General features: G+C 52.6%; 19 protein-coding genes. 6 read left to right on the top strand and 13 right to left on the bottom strand.

Annotation, left to right across the window (positions count from 1 at the left end; all coding sequences use genetic code 11):
* Positions 1-102: 102 nt before the first annotated feature.
* The 3 genes from AC0QHF_RS21515 to AC0QHF_RS21505 are packed head-to-tail and all read left to right on the top strand — an operon-like array spanning position 103 to position 2,492.
* The gene (locus tag AC0QHF_RS21515) at positions 103-729 is read left to right on the top strand and encodes a class I SAM-dependent DNA methyltransferase (RefSeq protein WP_324706296.1); all 627 of its coding nucleotides are present in this window, start codon (positions 103-105) and stop codon (positions 727-729) included.
* Positions 730-760: 31 nt separating this feature from the next.
* Complete coding sequence (locus AC0QHF_RS21510; protein ID WP_324706295.1) at positions 761-1,933, top strand: TauD/TfdA family dioxygenase; 1,173 nt, start codon at positions 761-763, stop codon at positions 1,931-1,933.
* Entirely contained in the window at positions 1,926-2,492 is a 567-nt protein-coding gene (locus tag AC0QHF_RS21505) for an HD domain-containing protein (RefSeq protein WP_324706294.1), read from the top strand. Before AC0QHF_RS21510 ends, AC0QHF_RS21505 begins: the two co-directional genes overlap by 8 nt.
* Before the next feature lie 75 nt (positions 2,493-2,567).
* On the opposite strand, the gene AC0QHF_RS21500 is transcribed toward AC0QHF_RS21505, so the two are convergent.
* From AC0QHF_RS21500 to AC0QHF_RS21480, 5 genes are all read right to left on the bottom strand, one after another.
* The gene (locus AC0QHF_RS21500; protein WP_324706293.1) at positions 2,568-3,575 is read right to left on the bottom strand and encodes a tetratricopeptide repeat protein; all 1,008 of its coding nucleotides are present in this window, start codon (positions 3,573-3,575) and stop codon (positions 2,568-2,570) included.
* A gap of 415 nt (positions 3,576-3,990) precedes the next feature.
* The gene (leuS, locus tag AC0QHF_RS21495) at positions 3,991-6,567 is read right to left on the bottom strand and encodes a leucine--tRNA ligase (protein WP_324706292.1); all 2,577 of its coding nucleotides are present in this window, start codon (positions 6,565-6,567) and stop codon (positions 3,991-3,993) included.
* A gap of 63 nt (positions 6,568-6,630) precedes the next feature.
* Positions 6,631-7,341, bottom strand: coding sequence for a hypothetical protein (locus tag AC0QHF_RS21490; RefSeq protein WP_324706291.1), 711 nt, complete (start codon positions 7,339-7,341; stop codon positions 6,631-6,633).
* Between the two features lie 139 nt (positions 7,342-7,480).
* Positions 7,481-8,776 (bottom strand): serpin family protein, encoded by a 1,296-nt coding sequence (locus tag AC0QHF_RS21485; protein WP_324706290.1) that lies wholly within the window; start codon positions 8,774-8,776, stop codon positions 7,481-7,483.
* 210 nt (positions 8,777-8,986) lie between these two features.
* Positions 8,987-9,946 (bottom strand): 3'(2'),5'-bisphosphate nucleotidase, encoded by a 960-nt coding sequence (locus AC0QHF_RS21480; RefSeq protein ID WP_324706289.1) that lies wholly within the window; start codon positions 9,944-9,946, stop codon positions 8,987-8,989.
* Positions 9,947-10,163: 217 nt separating this feature from the next.
* On the opposite strand from AC0QHF_RS21480, the gene AC0QHF_RS21475 reads away from it, so the two are divergent.
* Together AC0QHF_RS21475 and AC0QHF_RS21470 are read left to right on the top strand one after the other, a co-directional pair.
* Entirely contained in the window at positions 10,164-10,955 is a 792-nt protein-coding gene (locus AC0QHF_RS21475; protein ID WP_324706322.1) for an MOSC domain-containing protein, read from the top strand.
* 242 nt (positions 10,956-11,197) lie between these two features.
* Entirely contained in the window at positions 11,198-11,683 is a 486-nt protein-coding gene (locus AC0QHF_RS21470) for a hypothetical protein (protein ID WP_324706288.1), read from the top strand.
* Positions 11,684-11,945: 262 nt separating this feature from the next.
* Here the strand turns inward: AC0QHF_RS21470 and AC0QHF_RS21465 are convergent, their stop codons facing one another.
* From AC0QHF_RS21465 to modA, 5 genes are all read right to left on the bottom strand, one after another.
* Positions 11,946-12,533: a PAP/fibrillin family protein gene (locus tag AC0QHF_RS21465; protein WP_324706287.1), complete on the bottom strand. Its 588-nt coding sequence runs from the start codon at positions 12,531-12,533 to the stop codon at positions 11,946-11,948.
* Positions 12,534-12,715: 182 nt separating this feature from the next.
* Positions 12,716-12,925 (bottom strand): TOBE domain-containing protein, encoded by a 210-nt coding sequence (locus tag AC0QHF_RS21460; RefSeq protein ID WP_324706286.1) that lies wholly within the window; start codon positions 12,923-12,925, stop codon positions 12,716-12,718.
* 10 nt (positions 12,926-12,935) lie between these two features.
* Positions 12,936-14,837 (bottom strand): molybdate ABC transporter permease subunit, encoded by a 1,902-nt coding sequence (gene modB / locus AC0QHF_RS21455; RefSeq protein WP_324706285.1) that lies wholly within the window; start codon positions 14,835-14,837, stop codon positions 12,936-12,938.
* A 136-nt stretch (positions 14,838-14,973) separates the two neighbouring features.
* Positions 14,974-15,819: a ModD protein gene (gene modD, locus AC0QHF_RS21450; protein WP_324706284.1), complete on the bottom strand. Its 846-nt coding sequence runs from the start codon at positions 15,817-15,819 to the stop codon at positions 14,974-14,976.
* A 32-nt stretch (positions 15,820-15,851) separates the two neighbouring features.
* The gene (modA, locus tag AC0QHF_RS21445; protein WP_324706283.1) at positions 15,852-16,649 is read right to left on the bottom strand and encodes a molybdate ABC transporter substrate-binding protein; all 798 of its coding nucleotides are present in this window, start codon (positions 16,647-16,649) and stop codon (positions 15,852-15,854) included.
* 190 nt (positions 16,650-16,839) lie between these two features.
* On the opposite strand from modA, the gene AC0QHF_RS21440 reads away from it, so the two are divergent.
* Positions 16,840-18,258 (top strand): B12-binding domain-containing radical SAM protein, encoded by a 1,419-nt coding sequence (locus AC0QHF_RS21440; RefSeq protein WP_324706282.1) that lies wholly within the window; start codon positions 16,840-16,842, stop codon positions 18,256-18,258.
* Positions 18,259-18,337: 79 nt separating this feature from the next.
* On the opposite strand, the gene AC0QHF_RS21435 is transcribed toward AC0QHF_RS21440, so the two are convergent.
* The 3 genes from AC0QHF_RS21435 to AC0QHF_RS21425 are packed head-to-tail and all read right to left on the bottom strand — an operon-like array spanning position 18,338 to position 21,533.
* Positions 18,338-19,351: an NAD-dependent epimerase gene (locus AC0QHF_RS21435; protein ID WP_324706281.1), complete on the bottom strand. Its 1,014-nt coding sequence runs from the start codon at positions 19,349-19,351 to the stop codon at positions 18,338-18,340.
* A gap of 11 nt (positions 19,352-19,362) precedes the next feature.
* Positions 19,363-20,655 (bottom strand): nucleotide sugar dehydrogenase, encoded by a 1,293-nt coding sequence (locus AC0QHF_RS21430; RefSeq protein ID WP_324706280.1) that lies wholly within the window; start codon positions 20,653-20,655, stop codon positions 19,363-19,365.
* Positions 20,656-20,675: 20 nt separating this feature from the next.
* On the bottom strand, positions 20,676-21,533 hold the full coding sequence (locus tag AC0QHF_RS21425; RefSeq protein WP_324706279.1) for a polysaccharide deacetylase family protein: 858 nt from the start codon (positions 21,531-21,533) through the stop codon (positions 20,676-20,678).
* Positions 21,534-21,630 lie beyond the last annotated feature (97 nt).

Genomic DNA, 21,630 nt, shown 5'->3' with positions numbered 1-21,630 from the left:
TGGGCAGTTCACCGATGCTGATGGCTGAAAGCTTGTCCTGGGCTGGCCGAAGGGCTAACTGCTGATTGCCATCTGAAAATACGCGATTAAAACTCTCACAAAATGAACAAAAAAACCGACAAAGTGCATTTGGTTTACAGTGCCAAGAGTCCCGAAGAATTGGCGAAAAGATATGACGAATGGGCGAAAGAATACGAGGGAGATTTGTTGCCGGAAAACTACACCGGGCCGGAACCGGCGGCGGACGTTTTGGGCAAATATGTCTCCAAGGATGCCAGCATATTAGATGCGGGCGCCGGAACGGGTTTGGTCGGCGAAATCCTCCACCGGCGGGGCTACCGCAATATAGAAGCGATGGATCTGTCGGCCGGAATGCTGGAAGAAGCGCGGAAAAAAAATGTTTATACCGGATTTCACCAAGGCATCTTGGGCGAACCGTTGGAGTTGACAACTGACCGGTTTGATGCCATTATTAGTGTGGGCACGTTTACATTGGGTCATGCGCCGAGCCGCGGGTTTGACGAACTGATCCGGATTACCAAACCGGGAGGATACATCGTTTTTACTATCCGCCCGGACTATTACGAAAACAGCGATTTCAAAGATCAGCAAGCCGCCCTGGAAGCAGAAGGCAAATGGCGGTTGGTGGAAACAGGAGAACCGTTCCTCAACCTCCCGGAAGCCGAACCGGATATTTATTTGCAAGTCTGGGCTTATCAAGTTTGCTGATTTGGGCAGAGAAACTGAGGAGATAAAATTAATGCAGAATCTAGAAGAGAATTTATTAACCCAGAGCGATCGCTTTTTGACCGTGCGCGGCAAGCGATTTCATTACATCTGGTTGTACGACCATTGTTTGTGTCCCAAATGTCACCATCCCAGTTCCTTTCAAAAAATTCAAGATCTGAGTGATGCCGTAGAACTGCCCAAACCAAAATCAGCGAAGTTGCACGATGAAACGCTCATCATTGACTGGGAAGAAAACCCACCCCATCGCAGTATTTTTCCCGTATCTTGGCTATTAAATCGCGCTTATGACCCCCAACCCGAGCCGAGATTGGCTCCCCGGGAAAAGGTACTTTGGGACCCAGCCATGTTGGAAAGTAATCCACCCGAGTGGTGCGATTATAAACCGGATTGTTTTGAACCTTGGATGAATCAACTCTCTACCCTGGGCTTTACCCGATTGCGAAAAATGCCTTGGGAGAAGTTAAATGGGTTCATGTCTTCCATCGGGCCGACTTACTATCTCGGTCAAAATGGTCCTTACTGCACCGTCAAAGCAACTCCAAAAGATGGAGACAAATCCTTGTCCCCGGAGGGTCAGGACTTATCTTTCTTTGCCAATGGCTTATCGCCCCATACGGATATTACCTACCTCCCCACTCCCCAAATTGTACAACTGCTTTATTGTGTAGAAAATGAAGCATCTGGAGGGGAGTCTATCGTCATCGATGGGTTTCGAGTGGCGGAAGACTTTCGTCGAGATTATCCCCGTTACTTTGACATTTTGACTCGCACTCCTGTCACTTTCTCGCAATTCTATCAAAGCTGGCATTATTACGTTTCCCAGACTACGCCTATTCTCCAGGTCAAAGATACGGGGGAAGTCGCGAAGATATTCTTCTGCCATAAAAATTTAGACTTGGATTTACCGTTCGAGCAGGTAGAAAGTTTTTATGAAGCCTACTCTACCTTCTTTCGCTACCTGAAAAATCCCGCTTACGAATACTCTTTCCGGATGCGGCCGGGAGACTGCTTGTTGGTCCAGAATTTCCGAATTCTGCACGGACGCAAAGCCTTCGATCGCGGTTCGGGATCTCGGCATCTAGAAGTGTCCTATATGGACTGGAACTACTTTGCGGGGCGACGGGACTTTTATGCAGTAGAATTTTTGTACAAATCAATCGGAGGTTTCTGCGACAATGGATAGTCAAACTTACACCCGACTCGATACCCTGACTCGGGAACAGTGTGATTTTTCCTTCAAATGTTTTGAAGAAGAACTGGTCAACAATATCCCAGACCGAATTATTCAAAGTTTGCTCAACTTGCGAAACTATCACTTGGGAAGTCAAGTCAATAGCCTCGAACATTGCTTGCAAACAGCGACACGGGCATTTCGCGATGGGGCCGACGAAGAAATGGTGGTTTGTGCCTTGCTACACGATATTGGCGAAGAACTCGCACCCTACAATCACGGTCAAATGGCCGCCGCGATTTTACGCCCTTATATATCGCCGGAAAATGCTTGGATGCTGGAACATCACCAACTGTTTCAAGCCTATTACTACAACCATTTTATCGGGCGCGATCGCAACGAGCGCGACCGGTTCAAAGGGCATCCGGCTTTTGAACGAACTTTGATGTTCTGCGAAGGCTGGGATCAATTGTCTTTTGACCCCAATTATGATACCATGTCCCTGTCTGATTTTCGACCGATGCTCGAGTCAGTTTTGAGTCGGGAACCTTATGGTTCTATCAAATCCTGATCATTAACCACACAACATCTGTGTCCGAACCGTTCGGGCGAGATCGCTGTAGCAACCCGGTTTCTAAAAACCGTTTCAATCGTCGATAAATTCCGCTTCGCAGATGGTCGATTCTCGGTGGCTGAGATCGATTTCGTCCCACATTCCGTTCAATAATGTGGTGTGAAAGTATTCTCCCCCCTGATTCATTTCCACCTGCGGCGCTTCTTTGGAATAGTTCTGGCCCTGGGTGATGCTTCTTTGGGCCTGATAGTAAACGTAGGCATCCGCGTTGACGCACATGACGTGATAAAAGTCTTTGTTGGCGCCGACTTGATCGCCGATTTTATAACGCGCCAAACCCCGGTTTAAGTAGGCTTTAATGTAGCTGGGATCGATCGCCAGGGCCCGGTCAAAATCCGCGATCGCCGCCTTGACATCTTTGAGGCTGTAGTAGGCGCAACCGCGATTGTAGAAGGCGTAGACGTTGTAGGGATCGATTTTTAGGGCACTGTTGTAGTTGGCGATCGCCTCGTCGTATTGCCCCAACTGCTGCAGGCACAAACCCCGATTGATGTGGGCTTTGATATAGTGGGGATCGAGCTTCAAGGTGCGGTTGAAATCTTCGATCGCCTCCTGCTTTTTCCCTAAAATATAATAAGCCCTGCCCCGATTGTAATAGGTTTTGTGATTGTGGGAGTTGATTTCGATCGCTTGGTTGTAGTGAAGGATCGCCTCTTCGTTGTTTCCGGTTTGCGCGATCGCCAGTCCCAAGTTATTATAAACTCCGTCACTCTTCGGACTCAGTTTCAGGGCTTTTTTCAAGTCCCGCAGCGCCTTTTCCGACTCCCCCAAATGCCGCCAGGCGTTGCCGCGATTCAGATAAGCATCCACCAGCTTGGCATCGATCAACAGGGCGCTATTAAAATCTTTGATGGCTTTTTTGTAGTCTTTTAAGTAGTAATACAACAGCCCGCGATTGTTGTAGGCGATCGCGTGATTGGGGTTTTCTTCCAAAACCCGATTCAGGTCGTTCAAAGCACCTCGATAATTCCCTTGCTTGGCTTTTGTCAAACCTTGTTGATAGAGTTTTTTGGCTTTCATGGGAGAACTCCTCAAATGACTGGCTCGGGGTAGAATGTCGCGTTTTTAATAGAATTGACTGGCAACCGTTCGGCAGGCTACGGGGAATCAATATCAGTTATCGGGATGATGTCACGCGGGGATAGATTGACCCGTTCAGATAAACGATACGTTGGCAAATTGTCGGCTTGGAAAAATCCTGCGATCGCTATAGAATCGATTTCAAAATTTTAACCTTTCCATCTTTTTGGGAAGTCGGCTCGTCAGAAATTTCTGCACCGATCCCACATGGCGAATAGAAAGGATTCCAAGTCACCGCACAGATTCTATTATAGCAATCATATAGCTATGGGCGATCGTCTTCGGCTCAAATCCCCATCGAAAATCCCCCCATCTGCCGGAAATTGGGGGGAAATTTCGAGTCAACTGAAACGGTTCACGCCACTACGAAATTGACCAATTTGCCGGGGACGACGATCGCTTTCCGGATTGGTTTGCCCTCCAAATAGCGTTGGGCGACTTCGGATTCCCGGGCGAGATCTTCGAGGGTTTGCTTGTCCGCCCCGCTGGGAACCGGAATCGTCCCCCGGGTTTTGCCATTAATCTGGATCACCAGGGTAATTTCATCCACCGCCAATGCGGATTCGTCCAACTCGGGCCAGGACTGGACGTGGACGGACTCCCCGCCGCCCACCATTTGCCACAACTCCTCGGCGATGTGGGGGGCAAACGGCGCCAATAACTTCAGCAGAGTTTCGATTCCCTCAGCATAAACCGGCGACTCCCGCAGGTCCTTGGCATCGGAGAGGGCGTTACTGAGTTTCATCATCTCGGACACCGCCGTATTGAACTGGTAATCCCCCTCCAGGTCCTCCGTCACTTCTTTGATGGCGGTGTGAATTGCCCGCCGCAGGTCTTTTTCGGCTTTGTTGAGATTCCCTTTTTTGGCTTTTTTGCCGCCGGAAGGCTGACGGTTGGCAAAGTCCGCCACCAGCCGCCACACCCGATTCAGGAAGCGGAACTGTCCTTCAACATCGGCGTCGTCCCATTCTAAATCCTTCTCCGGCGGGGCTTTAAACAGGATGAACATCCGGGCGGTATCGGCCCCGTATTTCTCCATCACCACCAGGGGATCGACGCCGTTGTATTTGGATTTGGACATTTTTTCATAAAACACCTCCAAGCGATCGCCCGTCTCGGGATCTTTGGGGTCGTCGGGATTAACCTGGCCGGCGGGGATATATTTGCCCGTTTTCGGGTTTTTATAAGTCAACCCCTGTACCATCCCCTGAGTCAGCAGCCGCCGGAAGGGTTCGTCGCACTTCAACAAACCGCGATCGCGCAACACTTTCGTAAAAAAGCGAGAATACAATAAGTGCAGAATCGCGTGTTCGATGCCCCCCACATACTGATCCACCGGCATCCAATCGTTCGTTTTTTCCGGGTCAAATACCTGTGTTTCATTTTTGGCGTCGGGGTAACGGAGGAAATACCAGGACGAATCGATAAAAGTATCCATCGTGTCCGTCTCCCGCTTCGCCGGAGTCCCGCAACTCGGACAGGGAACATTCACCCAATCCTCCAACTTCGCCAACGGAGACGGCCCGCGGCCGCTGAACTCCACATTTTCCGGCAATTTCACGGGTAAATCGGCGTCGGGCACCGGAACCGCCCCACACTCGGGACAGTGAATGACGGGAATCGGAGAGCCCCAATACCGCTGTCGGGAAATCAGCCAGTCCCGCAACCGATACTGTATCCGCCCCTCGCCGTAGCCCTCATCTTCGGCATATTCAATCACCGCCTGTTTGCCGTGGGCGGAATGTTCCCCGCTGAACGGCCCGGACTCCACCATGATCCCCGGTTCGGTGTAGGCAACCTTCGCCTCGTCGGGGTCATTATCATTATCCGCGTCGTCGGGGACGATCACCTGCCGGATGGGCAAACTGTACTGGGTGGCGAAGGCGAAATCTCGGGTATCGTGGGCCGGAACCCCCATCACCGCCCCGGTTCCGTATTCGTACAGAACATAATCGGCAATCCAGATGGGCACTTCTTTTTCCGTGAAGGGATTGATCGCCTTCCCGCCGGTGGGCACGCCACGTTTGGGCTTGTCCTCGGCGGTCCGTTCCATCTCGCTTTCGGCGGTGACTTCTGCGATGAATGCCTCCACGTCCGCTTTCCGGTCTGGGGTGGTGACTTTCGCCACCAGGGGATGTTCCGGGGCGAGGACAACATACGTCACCCCATAAATTGTATCGGGGCGGGTGGTGAAGACGGAGATTGTCGCGTCGTGTCCGGCCACGGGGAAGTCCAAACGGGCGCCGACGGATTTGCCGATCCAGTTTTCCTGCATCAGTCGTACCCGTTCCGGCCAGCCGGGGAGTTTTTGCAAGTCGTTGAGGAGTTCTTCGGCGTAGTCGGTGATTTTCAGGAACCACTGGCGGAGCAATTTCCGCTCCACTTTGGCGCCAGACCGCCAGGAACACCCCTCGTTATCGACCTGTTCGTTGGCCAATACCGTCTGGTCGATGGGGTCCCAGTTGACGGCGGATTCTTTTTGGTAGGCGAGTCCGGCTTGGAAAAATTGCAGGAAAATCCACTGGGTCCATTTGTAATAGTCGGGGGAACAGGTGGCGACTTCGGCTTCCCAGTCGATGGAAAAGCCGAGGCGTTGCAGTTGGTCCCGCATTTGGGCGATGTTTTGGTTCGTCCACTCGGCGGGGGGGATGCCGCGATCGATGGCGGCGTTTTCGGCCGGAAGCCCGAAGGCGTCCCACCCCATCGGGTGCAGGACGCGGTATCCCTGCATCCGCTTGAGTCGGGCGATCACGTCGGTGATGGTGTAGTTGCGGACGTGACCCATGTGCAGGCTTCCCGAGGGGTAGGGAAACATGGATAGGGCGTAAAACTTGGGCTTCTGGGGGTCTGTCAGGGTTCGGTACAGGCCCCGTTCCGCCCAGGTGGTTTGCCACTTGTGTTCGATGGATGTGGGATGATATCGGGACTCCACAGCTTTCACTCCGTGCTGGCTTGCTCGTCAATTGTCACCGTCCATTTTTGCACAATGCGGGGGTCAATTCGTCCAGGGGACGTTGATGCTCCAGCGGTGGATTTCCCGATAGGCGGCTCGTGCCATGTCGTCGGTGACGATTCCGATGCGGTTTCTGAGGTAGTCGTCGGTAATTCCTAGGCGGATGCTGATGTCGTGGGCGCCGTCGGCCAGACTGGGGTCGATCGCGGTAATTTTCCAGCGTTCGCATTTTCCCAAAATTCGATGCACCAAATCTTCGACGATGATTTCCCAGTAATCCAAGTTGGTGGAGCGGCGGTCGAAGGACTCCATTTCCCAAAAGTTCTCTTCGATGTCGGGGGCTTCCCAGTCCGACAAAACATGATCTTGATAGGCTTTCCAAACGAAGGAGCGAAAAAAATATCGGGTCCGTTCGTCGGTGTCGATATTTCCTTCGAGTTCCGTTTCGACTTCCGCCTCAATTCGGATTTTTAAATAGGCGAAGGGAAGGTAGACCGCAGCTTCTAAAATGTGGGTGAGGGGCGGAGGGGGAATCGCCCGGTTTAAAAGGGCGGATAAACAGTCATTTAATAAGTAAAGTTTTTGATGGGTTGTCGCCGTATCAAATAGGGGATTTCCTGTTTGAGATCCCAACTCGTCAAAATTGTCGCCGAAAATATAGAGATCTTCGGCCAACAGTTGGACGGCCGCAATGAACAGATCGGCTTCCGTACCCGCCAAGGTGCGATCGCCCAAAGGTGTCCGCCAAGCCATACGGTTGATTAGATGGTTATTTAATGATCATACCACCCAGTTTGACAAAATGGCGGGGGATGGGAGCCGAGTCTCCGAAACCCGCCAATTTCAGAAAGCGATTAAAAATCCCGACTGCCGACGGCTGACTCCCGACTCCCTACTCCCTCTCCAAGGGGTTGAGGACGGCGCCCAAAAACAGGATCGTGCCGCTTTCAAAGTCTCTGATCAGGAAGATGAAGGGGCGATCAACCCGGATGCGATCGCGAACCGCGCTGCGACTGCCGGCAATGACTCCCGTGGCGGCGGAGGCTTCGGTTCCCCTCTCATTCACGTCCACGAAGGCTTTGTGGACGACATCGTACAGGTAAAACGGTTTTTCCGGGCTGATGCCGGACAAGTCTGCCGCTTCGGTAAATGCGGATTTCATCCCCATCGAACTCAAGGTCGATTTCATCTTAAAAGACGAAGTGAGTTGAAATTTGGGAAACCAGACTTCGAGTTCGACATATTCACTGGCCTCGATCCAGCTTTCCAAGCGGGCGATCGTGAGTTTTTTTTCCAACTGTTGTAAATCGCTATTTTCGTCGGGAAGCAGGACGACCATCGACAAGTTTCCTGCCGCGTAAGGCAATTCTAAAACTTGCAAGTCGGGCAGTTTATAGTAGCCGATCGCAACCTTGGGATGGTGCATCATCGGCACCGTAATTTCTTCTCCGGAAGGGAGGGTGAAGCGATCGCCCGCCGTCAGTTCTTCTGGAAATGGGAACAGCCAATCGCCTTTGAAATAGACGGCATTGGTGAGGACGAGTCGGGTCCACTCGTCCAAAATTCCGGCCGGAATGAGATCGCGAATTTGATTCTGTGTTTCTTGGCTGACCCAGGCATTAATTTGTTGCCGAGACGCTTCCGTATTTCCCCGAAAATCGACCGGAGTTAAGGGGGCATCGTAGTAGGTGCGGGTGATTTCCAGGAACGGTTCTTGGAAGGTGTAGCCGGACTGTCCCCAGAGGCGATTGACGATGCAAAGTTGAGAATTCGTGCGAGTTTTGATGTTATTTAGGAGGGTGGTAAATTCCGGGTGGAGGCTGTCGGGCGATCGCTCGAAGTGAAACACCCGGGCGATTTCCGCGGCGGTTTCGGTTCTCGCCCCGGCGTAGGTCATCGCCATTCCGACGGACAGGCTGTAGGGGGAGAAAAACAGATTTCCCCCCGTTTCGGTCTGCAGTCGGTTGTAAAGATCCAGGGCAAATTGATTGTTTTGATTCACGATCGCATCACTCTCCACAGCGACAATTTCGGGGGGATTATCGGCCGGCGGTTCGGGCAGGGGATGGGCGAGGGCGGGGTGGCAGACTCCCCAAACGGACAGCAGGAGGGCGAGTAGGAATCGCGATCGCGGGGGCGAGGATTTTTCACGCCGGGAAGGTTGCACTTTCATGGGACGGATCATCATTTGGGTTCTCCGATTCAATGTTAATGAATATCAATCGCGAATCGCCCCGAAAGTGATCAAATCCGGCGAGTTCAAAACATCAAAGAATAGACCGGAGAGCCGTTGTCGCAGAGGGGGCGATCGATGGCGGAACGGCGAAAAAAAACGGTTGCCGTCTTTTTAAATATCCGACCGAAAGCCACTTTCACCGGACATTTTCCCCCTCTAAAATTACGCTTTCAAAGCTGCCAAAACGGTGTCGTGAATGATGCCGTTGCTGACCACCACGCCGCGGTTGTCGTGCATCTTGCTGTCGGAGGCGAAATCCAGGGGTTTGCCGTTCATGTCGGTGACGCGGCCCCCGGCCTCTTCCACGACGATCGCCCCCGCCGCGTGGTCCCAAATATTCTCCCGGTAGTCGGGGTATTTGGGGGAGGGGAGGCGCAGGTACAGGGCCGCTTGTCCGGAGGCCACCGCCCCGTATTTGGCCTGGGAGTCCATCCGCACGGAGGGGGAGGTAATTCCGACGGCCTGGGCGATCGCATTTTGGCGGGACTGGTTGCCGTGGGCGGCTTCGACGCTTTCGACGAAGCGCAGATTTTCGGCGTCGTCGGCCTTCACGACCCGGATCGGGGCAAATTCCCCCGCCGCGATCGGTTTCATCGTCGCCCCTTCTCCGCGCACCGCCACGAACACCATGCCGGGGATATCAGTATCAGTCGGGTAGGCGGGACAACCCATAATTCCCAGTTTCACTTCCCCATCTTCGATCAAAGCCAAAGCGATCGCGTACTGGTCCTTCCGGAGAAATCCTTTCGTCCCGTCGATGGGGTCGAGGGTCCAGAACCGCCGCCCCACAGTGCCATTGCCGCGATCGATCCAAGTCGCCACGTCCTCCGGGGTCGCCTCCGGGAGAATCTCTTTCACATAATCGGTGACTTTGGCCAAATTGTCGGCCATTTCCGGCGATCGCAGGACGGTAGCATCTTCCTCGCCGACGATCGCATCGTCCGGAAAGGCTTCGGAGATGGCTTTGCAGATAATCGCCTGGGAACCGAAATCGGCCACCGTGACGGGGCTTTTATCTCCTTTTTCGATGGCGGGGGGAATCTCTTGGCGCACCCGTTCGCAGAGTCGGGCGGCGGCGAGGACGGCATCGAGGGCGACCTGTTTTTCGCGATCGTAGGGCATGAAAACTCCTCAAGGATTTTGGGGATGGATGGACCGGTCCGGTGTGAATCAGTTTGGATCCGCTCCTTTCCCAGCTTGGCACTTGGTCGGGTACTCGTCAAGATTTCCGAACTGGGGGGATGAAAGGCGATCGCGGAACCGGACTCGAATTTGAGTTAAACTCTAACAATTCCCACTCAAAAAAACTCTGAATATCCAAAATTTTACAATGGACAAAATCGACATTCGGGAGATCTTCGTGCACCCTGTCAAAGGCCTGACGCCGCAGCGGTGCGATCGCGTGGAATTGCTGGAAAATTTTGGCATCCGGGGCGATCGCGCCTTCGCCCTCATGTTCGCCGACACGGGAACCCCGAAACCCCGAACGCCCTGGCTTTCTAAAAAGCATTTCGCCGTCCAAAATGACTGGGGAAAATTAGCCGCCCTGGATTGTTCCTACGATGGGACTCGCCACACCCTGGAAATCAAACGAAATGGGGAATCCGTCCTGGTGGCGGATGTGGGGACTTCGGAGGGGCGCGATCGCGTGGGCGATTTTTTCACTGAATACCTGCAAACCCTGACGCCGAGTCCTTCGGCGCGGCACCCCCACGTCTCCCCGGTGCGCCTGGTGGGGACGCCGACGGGAGAAACCCGCTACCAAGACCGCGATCGCGGCCAAATTTCCATCATCTCCCAAGCCACCCTCGACGATATCGCCCGCCAAGTGGGACTCGGGGCGATGGACCCGCGGCGGTTCCGCCCCAATTTTATCGTCGATGGCGCCGATCCGTGGGCGGAGTTCGACTGGGTGGGGGGTCGCCTCCGGTTGGGTCCGGCCCTGGTGCAGGTGACGGCCCGCATCGGGCGCTGTCTCAATATCGATGTCAACCCCGACAGCGGCGATCGCGATTTTCCCCTCCTCTCCAAGCTTTCCGAAGGGTTCGGACAGGCCCAAACTGGAGTGATCGCCACGATCATCGAAGGTGGCACGGTCGCGAAGGGAGATATCGTCAAAATTGTAGACTGATCGGATTTTTCGCAAATCAAAGTCGAAAAAACATCGGTTATCGGCATTTTTAAAACTGCATCCGCAGCAGTCGAACCCCTGTTTTCTGAGACTTTCGGAGGAACCCCGGGCGGTTGAGGTCAAAAATTTTCTGCGACATTATCTCGAAAGGACGATGGATTTTGACTCGGCAATTGCTAACTTAAAACTAGAAGATTTTTAAATTGAATTGACATTCAAGACGTTAGCAGCGGGAGATAATTATGAATTTGCGATCGAAAGTTTGGCAGCCCTTCGCCATCCTGTCGGGCGGGATTTTCGCCGCCATGTTAGCCTTTTCTCCGATGGGAGTCGAGGCGAGGCCCCCATGGATCGGGGGGAACGGGGCGACCGATGTCCCCATGCACGATCTAGCCAGTCGCTATCAATTTTTATCGGCCGATTTGCAACCGGAAAACGGCGAAGTCAGCATCGAGTTAATCAATACGATGGATGCCCCGATCACCTATCAGTTGGTGGGAGATACACAAGCGAGACGTTTACGACCTTCCGAGGCGGTGATGTTGACCTCTGTCGAACCCCCAACCACCCTCAATATCTATCGGAAAGATGGCGGTTTGTTGTCCGCGATCGCCGAAGAAACTGACGACCCTTCAAAAGTGCAGATTATGGTCAATCCCACGGACGAATTGGAGGGCGACGAACGGGCGATTTGGATTAACGAAGAGGGCGAAGTTTTCGTCAACTAATCCATCGAAAACATTGACAGCTTGACGGGTCGGAGGAGAACCGGGTTTCAACCGCTTCGCGGACGAGAAACCCGGTTTTTGATTGATCAGGCAATAGGCAACAGGCAAAAGGCAATAGTGAGAATCAGTTTCCGACTCCCGACTCCCCATAGTTGGGTCGGTGATGTCTTGCAGATGACCGTTGCCTTTCGTGGACCGGGCGATCGCCTCCTGATGAACCATCGAATGATTCTCCTTTTCTAACTGTTTTTTAATCCAGAATTTAAGCTACTTTAGTTAAGACAAATACACTGCCCACATTGCCCCGCCCGATCCGCATATCTTCGTCCAGATAGGTGGTTTCGAGCCACCCCTGCTGGTCCCGTTCGGCGATGCTGAAATCCACCGCCAGGAATTTTTGACCCGATGCGATCGCGTCGATTAATTGGTTGGGGGATTGATATCCGATCAGGCGCTGCAAACCCACCACGAAGCGGTTGAATTTCACCTGCACCCGGCGCTCGGAGACGGCTTCAAACCGGGCGACGACACTGACCATTCCCTCCAAATAGGGGATGCCGGTCACTTCGGCGATGTTGTAGATTTTGCCTTCCTTGGCGCGGATACATTGGTAAACCTGCCCCAAGTTGTAGACTGGGACGCGATCGATTCCCAACAGTTCGTCGCTGCTGGTGTAGAGGAGGCGCCAGTTTCCGTCCAACAGTTCCGCCGCCTCCACCGGCCGCGGCGTCGGATTGTAATCTTCCAATTGGGCGATCGCGGACAAAATTGCCGTTTTTTCGGCCGGACTGGCCAGCAAACCCCGATTTTTTCCGGCGATGGCTTCCAGCAAAGTTGCTTTTTTAATCATATTGATTTAGAGTCCCTCAATCCAATTGATCCGACACCTGACGACATGGAAGATGCGAATTTTTCAAGGTGACTCAATTCTAACAACTTTGATTCTCAACCGGACACAACCTCAAGTGATATTCTAGCAGACCCCCATCGACCGATCATTGAAGATGGGGGATTTAACAGTTTGCGGAGTGGCTATTCGACGGCCAACATGACGTTGCTGGCTTTGATCACCGCGTAGGCTTCCGAACCTTCGGAGAGTCCCAAACTCTCCGCCGAGGCTTTCGAGATAATGGAAACGACCTCGACGCCGGGGGCGACTTCTAGGGTGACTTCGGCGTTGACTGCGCCGACAACGAGTTTTTTAACGGTTCCTTTGATGGTGTTTCTGGCGCTCAATTTCATGGCATTTTCCTCACAGCATAGAGTTGGATTTTGGACTGAAATTATTCTCGAATTTTGGCGAATTTATGCTATCATAATCTTTGGGCAAAAGCAACATGATTTTTTCGGGATTTAACTGAATTTTCCAGGGGAAGGGTTGCCCGTTCATTTCCTGCCATTTTTCGTGGGAAATATCGGCCTGTAGCTGATAATCTTCGGGATGACTGGGGGGATGATTTAACTTGAGGTAGAGGGCGATGTGTTTGGGGGATTGGATCGTGGAGACGACCCAACAGGAAAAGGTGTTTTCGGCATGGGGATGGTCGCTTTCTGGCCATAAATTCAGGCTTTCCCCCACTTGATACGCCCGGATTCCGATGTGGGTTAATTTTTGGGGCAGGGGGTTTGAGAATTGCAATTGACAGCCCCAGTCGGGGGCTTCGATCGCCCGTTCGGAAATGGCGATCGCCCGGGAAAAATTCTTGCATCCGGTGAGTTGGGCGGCGACTAAAGTGGGGGGGGTGTCGAATAGATCTCGGGTGGCCCCGTAGGCGGCGACTCGGCCCCGATCCATAATTAATAATCGGGGACAAATTCGATAGGCTTCGGAACGGTTGTGGGTGACAAATAAGGTGACGCCGGAATAGGTGTCGAGAATTTGGATTAATTCCCGTTCCATCTGATATCGGAGGTGGCTGTCGAGGGCGGAAAAGGGCTCGTCTAATAGCAGGATTTCCGGTTCTCCGGCTAAAGCCCGGGCGAGGGCAATTCGCTGCTGTTGTCCGCCGGAGAGTTGGTGGGGGTAGCGATCGCCCATTCCGGGCAGTCGGACGCGGATCAACTGCTGTTCGACTCGTTGCTTAATTTGACGAGAAGAGAGTCCCCGAGGCAAGCCAAAGGCGATATTTTGGGCAATTGTTAGATGGGGAAAGAGGGCGTAATTTTGAAACAGAAAACCCACGCGGCGATCGCGGCTGGGGAGGTCGATACCCCGTTCGGAGTCGAACAGCACCCGGCCGTTTAAAACGATGCGTCCGGAGGTGGGGGTTTCCATGCCGGCGATACACCGCAAAATCATGCTTTTTCCGGTTCCGGACGCCCCCAAAATTGCCAGCGGTTGTTCGCAATATCCGTCCAATTTGGCTTGCAGGGAAAAGCCGGAGAGTTCCTTGTAAATATTCACCTGCAACCCGGATGCGATCGCCGGATAGTCGGAGATCATCAAGTCCAGTTGGGTTTTAATTTTGGGAATTTTTTGGGGTTTTTCTTGACGCGATCGACGCCGCCCCGTCCACAGGTTCACCGCCGTAATCGCCGACAGGGAAATTGATAAAATCCCCCCCGACCAAACCCACGCTTCCCCCATTTTTCCGGCTTCCACCGCAGAATAAATCGCCAATGGAATGGTTTCGGTGACGCCGGGAATGTTGCCCGCCAGCATCAGCGTCGCCCCGAATTCTCCGAGTCCTCGAGCGAAGGCTAATGTCGCCCCAGAAATAATGCCCGGAAACGCCAGGGGAAGGGCGACCCGCCAAAAAATTGACAGTTCCGAAGCCCCCAAAATTCTCGCCGAACTCAACAGGTTAGCATCGATCTGTTCAAAGGCCCCGGAGGCGGTTTTGTACATCAGCGGAAATGTCACCACAGTGGCGGCGATGATGCCCGCGTACCAGGTAAAAACGATGTCGATTTTCAACAGATCCAACAGGGGACCTAGCAGTCCCCGCCGGCCGAAAATTTGCAGGAGAATAAATCCCACGACGGTGGGGGGCAAAATCAGGGGAGAAATGAAGATTCCGTCGATCAGGGATTTCCCGCGTCCGCGATAACCCTGGAGTTTGTAGGCGGCGATTATCCCCAATAAAAATGTAAAACCTGTGGCGATCGTGGCAATTTTTAAGGAAATCCACAGGGGCGAGAGGTCGGCTGGCATGATCAATTACCTGTCATCATCAGTCGGGCAAATACAGACAGTTATTAAACGCCGATTTTAAACTGTTTTGGGTTTTATATTTTTCTATTTTTCCCACAAAACTGTGGGAAAGTTTGTAGCCTAGATAACAGACCGATCAAATGGGCAAAATTTTGACGTCGATGTTGGCGGGTTTGGCGTAGTAGGGGGAAGTGGAGACGATGCCGTTAATGCCGGTGGCGGCATATTCGGCGATGTTGGCTTCGTCGATTCCCCCCGCCGCCAGTAGGGACATTCCGGGATGGATGGATTTGAGTTTGGGGATGATTTGGGATAAGTCGGCGGCGGACACTTTGTCGAATTGAATTTCGTCGATTCCGGCCTCCGCCAGGGCGATCGCATCTTCGGCTTCCGACACTTCGACGACGATCTTTTTTTCCAACATCTGAGGTTTGAGAATTGGCAGTTTTTGAATCAATCCTTCGAGGCCGCCGATAAAGTTGAGATGCTGTTCAAAAATCAGGATACTTTCCGAGAGCCCCAAACGGTGGGGATAGGCTGACCCGGCGAGAATGGCCCGGACGGCGATCGCTTTGGTTCCGGGGATGGATTTGCGGGTGGTGTACAGCATCACCTGGGGGTTGACTTCCCGGGCGAGTTGAACCAAACGATGGGTTTTTGTCGCCACACCGCAGGCGTATTCCAGCAGGTTTTGGGAGGCTTTCCAGACAGCGTGCAAAGCCCCGGCTTTTCCGGTGGCAATTAAGATGGGAGTTCCGGTTTCGAGGGTTTGACCGCTATCAACTTTTAAGGTAATTTCCGCCCCCACTTTCGTCAACATCGCGGCGGCTTCTTCCACGCAGGCGAGGCGGGTTTGATGGCGGGTCGCGTAGCGAATTTCCGCCGGTTTTTCGCCAAAGTTGAGGGCGTGGGTGGTGAGGTCGAAGTAGGGGACATCTTCTTGAATCAGGCGATCGATGAGTTGTTCGGGAATGAAAACCATTGGACTCGTGGTTGAGGGGTCAAAATTTGGCTTCAAGTTGCCATTTTAAATCCGTATTTTTCAAACACGGACTTTGCCGTTTCTCCGGATAGAAATTCGAGGTAACTTTGGGCGGCTTCCGGATTTTCGCTATCTTGGACGACGGCGATGGGGTAGACGATGGGGGAGTGGCTATTGGCGGGGGCATTTTCTACGATTCTGATGCGATCGCTCAAGGCGGCATCCGTGGCGTAAACCAACCCCGCGTCGGCGTTCCCTGCCTCGACAAAGGAAAGCACCTGGCGGACGTTATTTCCGAATACCAATTTATCCCGAATGTCTTCCAAAATGCCCAAATTGGTCAGCACTTCTTCGGCGTACTGTCCGGCGGGAACCGATGCAAATTCTCCCACGGCAATGCGACGGAGGTTTCCGGAGGTCAGGTCGGAAAAGCTGTTGACAGTTTCGCTATCTTGGGGTACGATTAAAACAATGGTATTTTGCAACAAGTTCTTTCGGGTTTCTGGACGGATAAAATCTTGTTCTTCCAAGGCATCCATCTGCCGTTGAGCTGCTGAAAGAAAAATGTCGGCTGGTGCCCCTTGTTCAATTTGTTGTTGCAGCGCCCCGGAAGAACCGAAGTTGTGTTGAATCGTGGTGTTTGGCTGTTGTTCGGGATAGAGCGTTGCCACCTCTTCCATCGCGTCGGTGACGCTGGCGGCGGCGGAAATTAACAGGGTGGTCGCTTCGGACTCGGGGGCGGGTTGTTGTTGGGCACAACTGACCGCGATCGCCAAGCAAAAGGCGGCAAAACCCCGTAGCATTAGGGGAAATAAGCGTCTTTGGGACATGGGAAATTAGATGTTTTGGGTATTCGGCTAAAAAGCACGGCTGAACGGGTCCTATGGCGAACTTGGGTATATTATTATGCAGTTGGATTGATCGCGTCTGTATCGGTAGTTACCTTTACCCGTAGCAAAAATTGCCGGTCAGTCGCTATGATATCCCTGAATTGCTGTGCGATCGCCCTTGTGAGGAGTCATGCAAACCCTAACCGAAACCCCGTCCACTGCGACGGAGAAACAAACCGTCCTGCTGCTGAACCCGCCGGGGGATAAAAAATACTTTCGGGACTACTATTGTACCAAAGTTTCCAAAGCCCATTATTACTACCACCCCGTCGATTTGGTGTATTTGAGTGGAACCCTATCCGAGGCGTTTCCGGTGGCGGTGATCGATGCGATCGCCGAATCTTTAACTGAGGAAGAATGTCGGCGGCGGGTGGAAGCGATCGCCCCGGACGTGATTTTATTTCTGATCTCGTCCCCTTCTTATAATTTAGACGTTCCCTTCATCACCCAACTCAAACAAACCCTTCCCGAAACTCGCTTTATCGGGACGGGCGACATCTACCGGGAATTCCAAGACGAAGCCCTGGAAATGCACCCATTTTTGGATGCCATTTTGCTGGATTTTTCCACCGACGATATTATCACATATCTCCAAAACGGGACGGGGGAGGTCATCAATAATATCATCTACCGCCACGGGGGAGAAATTGTCGCCGGGGAGGAGATCCACGGCAACGGAAATTTCCGCATCCCCACCCCCCGCTGGGACTTATTCCCCATCGACAGTTACCGCTTCCCCTTTGAACGGCGGGGGAAATTCGCCTCAATTTTAACCGATTTCGGCTGTGCCTACAGTTGTACATTTTGCCCGATCAGCACCTTGGGTTTCAAGCTGCGTCCGGTGGCGGATGTCGTCGCCGAAATTGAACTGTTGAAATCCTTGGGAGTGCGGGAACTGTTTTTCCGCGATCAGACCTTCGGAGTCAATAAAAAGCGGACCTTAGAACTGTGCGAAGCTCTGAAGCCTTTAAACATGAGTTGGACCTGTTTCACGCGGGTTGACGTGCTCAACGAAGCGATCGCCAAACCGATGAAAGAGGCGGGATGCCATACCATCATGTTCGGCATCGAATCGGCGGACGAAGAACTGTTGAAAAAGTACGAAAAAAATACCCAACAAAACCAGATGTTGGAAGCGATCGCCCTGTGTAAAAAATATGCGATCGAAACCGTCGGCACCTTCATCCTCGGACTCCCCGGAGACACGCGGGAATCCACGTTCAAAACCCTCGAATTTGCCAAAAAGCTGGATTTAGATTTCGCCTCTTTTAATATTGCCGTCCCCCGGTTCGGAACCGCCTTCCGAAAAGATGCCCTCGCCAACGGCTGGGCCAGCGAAGAAGAACTGGTATTCGAGTCTTCCGCCAGCAAACCCATCTGGCAGAATCAGACCCTTTCCAACGAGGAAATTTTTGAGATTCACCAACAGGTAAAGCGGGGATTTTACCTGCGTCCTGCTTATCTATTAAAGCGGATTTTCGGCATCCGCACCCCGCACCAATTCCTCAATTCTTTGGAAGGGTTTTACTTTTTGCTGTTCAAAAAATAACCCATCCCACCTGTAGGGGCAGTGCCTCCGCGCCTGCCCTCCTCACATTCCAACTTTTTTCTTTTCTACTCCCTATTCCCTACTCCCTACTCCCTACATTATAATAGGATTTGTACCAAGAAATAAACCGTTCCACCCCCACTTCAATGGGGGTGCTGGGTTGGAAGCCGACATCCTCGATCAGGGAATCCACATTGGCATAGGTGATCGCCAAATCTCCGGGCTGCATGGGAAGCATATTTTTTTCAGCCTTTTTCCCCAACAATTTTTCCAGGACTTCGATCAAATACATCAATTCAACCGGCTTATTATTGCCGATGTTGTAAACTTTATAGGGTGCGGTAGTTTTAACTCCGCCAATTTCGGTGCCGTCTTCTCCCGCAGTTGGGATGCGATCGATGACCCGAACCACCCCCTCGACCACATCATCGACGTAGGTGAAATCTCGCTTCATATCTCCGTAGTTGAAAATGTTGATCGGCCGATCGGCCAGAATGGCTTTAGTAAAGATAAACATCGCCATATCCGGGCGACCCCAGGGGCCGTAAACCGTGAAAAATCGCAGTCCGGTAACGGGGATGTTGTAGAGGTGGCTGTAGCTGTGGGCCATCAGTTCGTTGGCTTTCTTGGTCGCCGCGTACAAACTTACCGGATAATCGACATAATCTTCGACGGAAAAAGGCACGGTTTTGTTAGACCCGTAAACCGAACTGGAGGAGGCGAAAACCAGGTGTTTGATCTGGTGATGGCGACAGCATTCTAAGATGTTCATAAATCCCACCAAATTGCTGTCAACGTAGGCGTAGGGATTTTCGAGGGAATAGCGGACGCCCGCCTGGGCCGCCATGTTGGCGACCGCATCAAAATGGTGGTCGGAAAATAGCTTTTCGATCCCGGGGCGATCGCACAAATCCAACTGATAAAATGTAAAGGCTTCTTGGGGCTTAAGTTGGGCGAGGCGGTTCTCCTTCAAAGACACTTCGTAATAATCGTTGATATTGTCAATTCCGACCACCGTATCTCCCCGTTCCAGCAGCCGCTGACACAGGTGAAAACCGATAAATCCCGCCGCACCAGTTACTAAAATTTTCACTAACTTTTCTCCTACAAACTCCAGTAGTGAACCTCGGATGTCATCAAAGCCGGATCTAAAACGGATTTGACATCCATCACAACACCCCGAATATTCAAGCCAGCCAGCAATTGTTCCGGTGGCATCTCCAAATAAAATTGATGGGGCACCGCCAGGACGATCGCATCTAAATTGCACAAGTCCGACCAGTCTATTAATGTCATATCATATTCCCGGCGGGCGAGGTTAGGATTGGCGAGGGGATCGTGGATGAGGGGCTCGATGCCAAATTGCTTCAATTCGGCGACGATATCGGGGACGCGGCTGTTGCGGAGATCGGGGACATTTTCCTTGAATGTGAGGCCGAAAATGGCGACTCGGGCGCCGGAGATGGGGCGATCGGCTTCCACTAACAATTTAACCAAACGCTGGGCGAGATAGGTGCCCATGCTGTCGTTGATGCGGCGTCCGGCTAAAATAACTTGGGGGTGGTATCCCAACTGTTCGGCTTTGGTGGTGAGGTAGTAGGGATCGACGCCGATGCAGTGTCCCCCGACGAGTCCGGGGGTGAAGGGGAGAAAATTCCATTTGGTCCCGGCGGCGGCGAGGACGTCGTGGGTGCGAATGTGGAGGCGATCGCAAATAATTGCCAATTCGTTCATTAAGGCGATATTGAGATCCCGCTGAATATTTTCGATCACTTTGGCGGCTTCGGCTACCTTGATGCTGGGGGTTTCGTACACCCCCGCTTTCACCACTTTTCCGTAGACGGCGGCGATGCGTTTCCGGGTGGCTTCGTCTTCCCCCGACACCACTTTGACGATTTTTTCGAGGCTGTGGGTGCGATCGCCCGGATTGATCCGTTCCGGGGAATATCCCAGTTTGAAATCGACCCCCTGTTTCAACCCGGAAACCCGGGCTAAAATTCCGCCGCAGATCTCCTCCGTCACCCCCGGATAAACGGTGGATTCGTAAACGATAATATCCCCCGGTTTGATAATTTTTCCCAAACTTTCGGAAGCCCTCATCAGGGGTGTCAAATTGGGTTGGTGGTTGTCGTCTACGGGGGTGGGGACGGCGACGATGAAAAAGTTGCGATCGCCGATTTCTTCCAGATTTGCCGTCACTTTCAGGGGGGAATTGTTCAGGACTTCCGGCGACACCTCCCCGGTGCGATCGCACCCCTGTTTTAATTCTAATACCCGGTCTATATTAATGTCAAATCCCACCGTCCCCGGAAACTGTTCCGCGAAGGCGACGGCGACGGGCAAACCGACGTATCCCAAACCGATGACGGCTATTTTATGTTCTGAAAGCGGTATCATTCCCGATGGTTTCTTGCAGTTTAAACTGGGGTGTTAACGAGGGGCGTTTCTCCGGATTTTTCCAATTTCACCAATTCCCCCGCCGTCACAAAAGAATAACCCGAGAGTCGCAACCAGGCGATCGCCTTTTCCAGCGTCCGCAACGCCGAACCCCGACGGCGAGTATACCACAGTTTCGCCCCCCGAGGAATAGCGAACCCCTCCACCGGATAGGCGGGGATAAAATCGAAGGGGTGCATATATAAATGTACCAGGGATGGCAGGGGAGAAAATTGCGTCAATAATTGAATTGAGGATAGGTTGAATAAATCCACCCACAGCAGCCCCATCGGCAAGGGAATCAACGGCAATTGATTCACAGGAATTTCCCAAATTCCTTCTCTCATGTGGGGAAGTTGCGACACTTCCCGGTTGTCGAATCGGGTCGGCATTTTTCCGCCAAAAACAGAGGAATCGTACTCGTAACCCGCCCGTTTCAATTCGGCAAATAGCCCGTCCGTAATTCTCGCCTGGGGGGCGCGAAATCCCGATACCGTTTGCCCCGTGGCAGTTTCTAACACTGCTTTCGATTTCGATAATTCTTCTCGTATTTCCTCCCGCGACAATTCCGGCATCCGGCGGTGGGTGAAGCCGTGGGAGGCGATTTCATACCCTGCGGATACTGCCAAATTCAACGCCTCGGAAATGTGGGGGACGCTTTCCCCGTTCACAAATAGGGTGGCGGGGATTTCATATTTCTGCAAAATCTCAAAAATCGCCGGAATTCCCATCCGGACGCCCCGCAAATATTCCGGCTGGGCGGGCAGTCTCCCCCCCCAGTCGGGCTCCACGTCAATGGAGGCGATCGCGATGCGGTTTTGTCCGAAAATAGAAGCCATGATTCCCAAATCTCAACATCGTGTAGCACAAGCTTCTAGCTTGTCGTAGATACAGTTGTGTAGCACAAGCTTCTAGCTTGTCGTAGATACAGTTGTG

This window comes from Lyngbya sp. CCY1209, assembly GCF_055795065.1.
The sequence above is the reverse complement of the archived record's forward strand: the minus strand, read 5'-3'. Positions and strand labels throughout refer to the sequence as shown.

Excerpts from the sequence above, each read along its gene's own strand:
- AC0QHF_RS21515 (WP_324706296.1), top strand. The coding sequence starts at position 103 with ATGAACAAAAAAACCGACAAAGTGCATTTGGTTTACAGTGCCAAGAGT.
- AC0QHF_RS21510 (WP_324706295.1), top strand. The coding sequence starts at position 761 with ATGCAGAATCTAGAAGAGAATTTATTAACCCAGAGCGATCGCTTTTTG.
- AC0QHF_RS21505 (WP_324706294.1), top strand. The coding sequence starts at position 1,926 with ATGGATAGTCAAACTTACACCCGACTCGATACCCTGACTCGGGAACAG.
- AC0QHF_RS21500 (WP_324706293.1), bottom strand. The coding sequence starts at position 3,575 with ATGAAAGCCAAAAAACTCTATCAACAAGGTTTGACAAAAGCCAAGCAA.
- AC0QHF_RS21490 (WP_324706291.1), bottom strand. The coding sequence starts at position 7,341 with ATGGCTTGGCGGACACCTTTGGGCGATCGCACCTTGGCGGGTACGGAA.
- AC0QHF_RS21485 (WP_324706290.1), bottom strand. The coding sequence starts at position 8,776 with ATGATGATCCGTCCCATGAAAGTGCAACCTTCCCGGCGTGAAAAATCC.
- AC0QHF_RS21480 (WP_324706289.1), bottom strand. The coding sequence starts at position 9,946 with ATGCCCTACGATCGCGAAAAACAGGTCGCCCTCGATGCCGTCCTCGCC.
- AC0QHF_RS21470 (WP_324706288.1), top strand. The coding sequence starts at position 11,198 with ATGAATTTGCGATCGAAAGTTTGGCAGCCCTTCGCCATCCTGTCGGGC.
- AC0QHF_RS21465 (WP_324706287.1), bottom strand. The coding sequence starts at position 12,533 with ATGATTAAAAAAGCAACTTTGCTGGAAGCCATCGCCGGAAAAAATCGG.
- AC0QHF_RS21460 (WP_324706286.1), bottom strand. The coding sequence starts at position 12,925 with ATGAAATTGAGCGCCAGAAACACCATCAAAGGAACCGTTAAAAAACTC.
- modB (WP_324706285.1), bottom strand. The coding sequence starts at position 14,837 with ATGCCAGCCGACCTCTCGCCCCTGTGGATTTCCTTAAAAATTGCCACG.
- modD (WP_324706284.1), bottom strand. The coding sequence starts at position 15,819 with ATGGTTTTCATTCCCGAACAACTCATCGATCGCCTGATTCAAGAAGAT.
- modA (WP_324706283.1), bottom strand. The coding sequence starts at position 16,649 with ATGTCCCAAAGACGCTTATTTCCCCTAATGCTACGGGGTTTTGCCGCC.
- AC0QHF_RS21440 (WP_324706282.1), top strand. The coding sequence starts at position 16,840 with ATGCAAACCCTAACCGAAACCCCGTCCACTGCGACGGAGAAACAAACC.
- AC0QHF_RS21430 (WP_324706280.1), bottom strand. The coding sequence starts at position 20,655 with ATGATACCGCTTTCAGAACATAAAATAGCCGTCATCGGTTTGGGATAC.
- AC0QHF_RS21425 (WP_324706279.1), bottom strand. The coding sequence starts at position 21,533 with ATGGCTTCTATTTTCGGACAAAACCGCATCGCGATCGCCTCCATTGAC.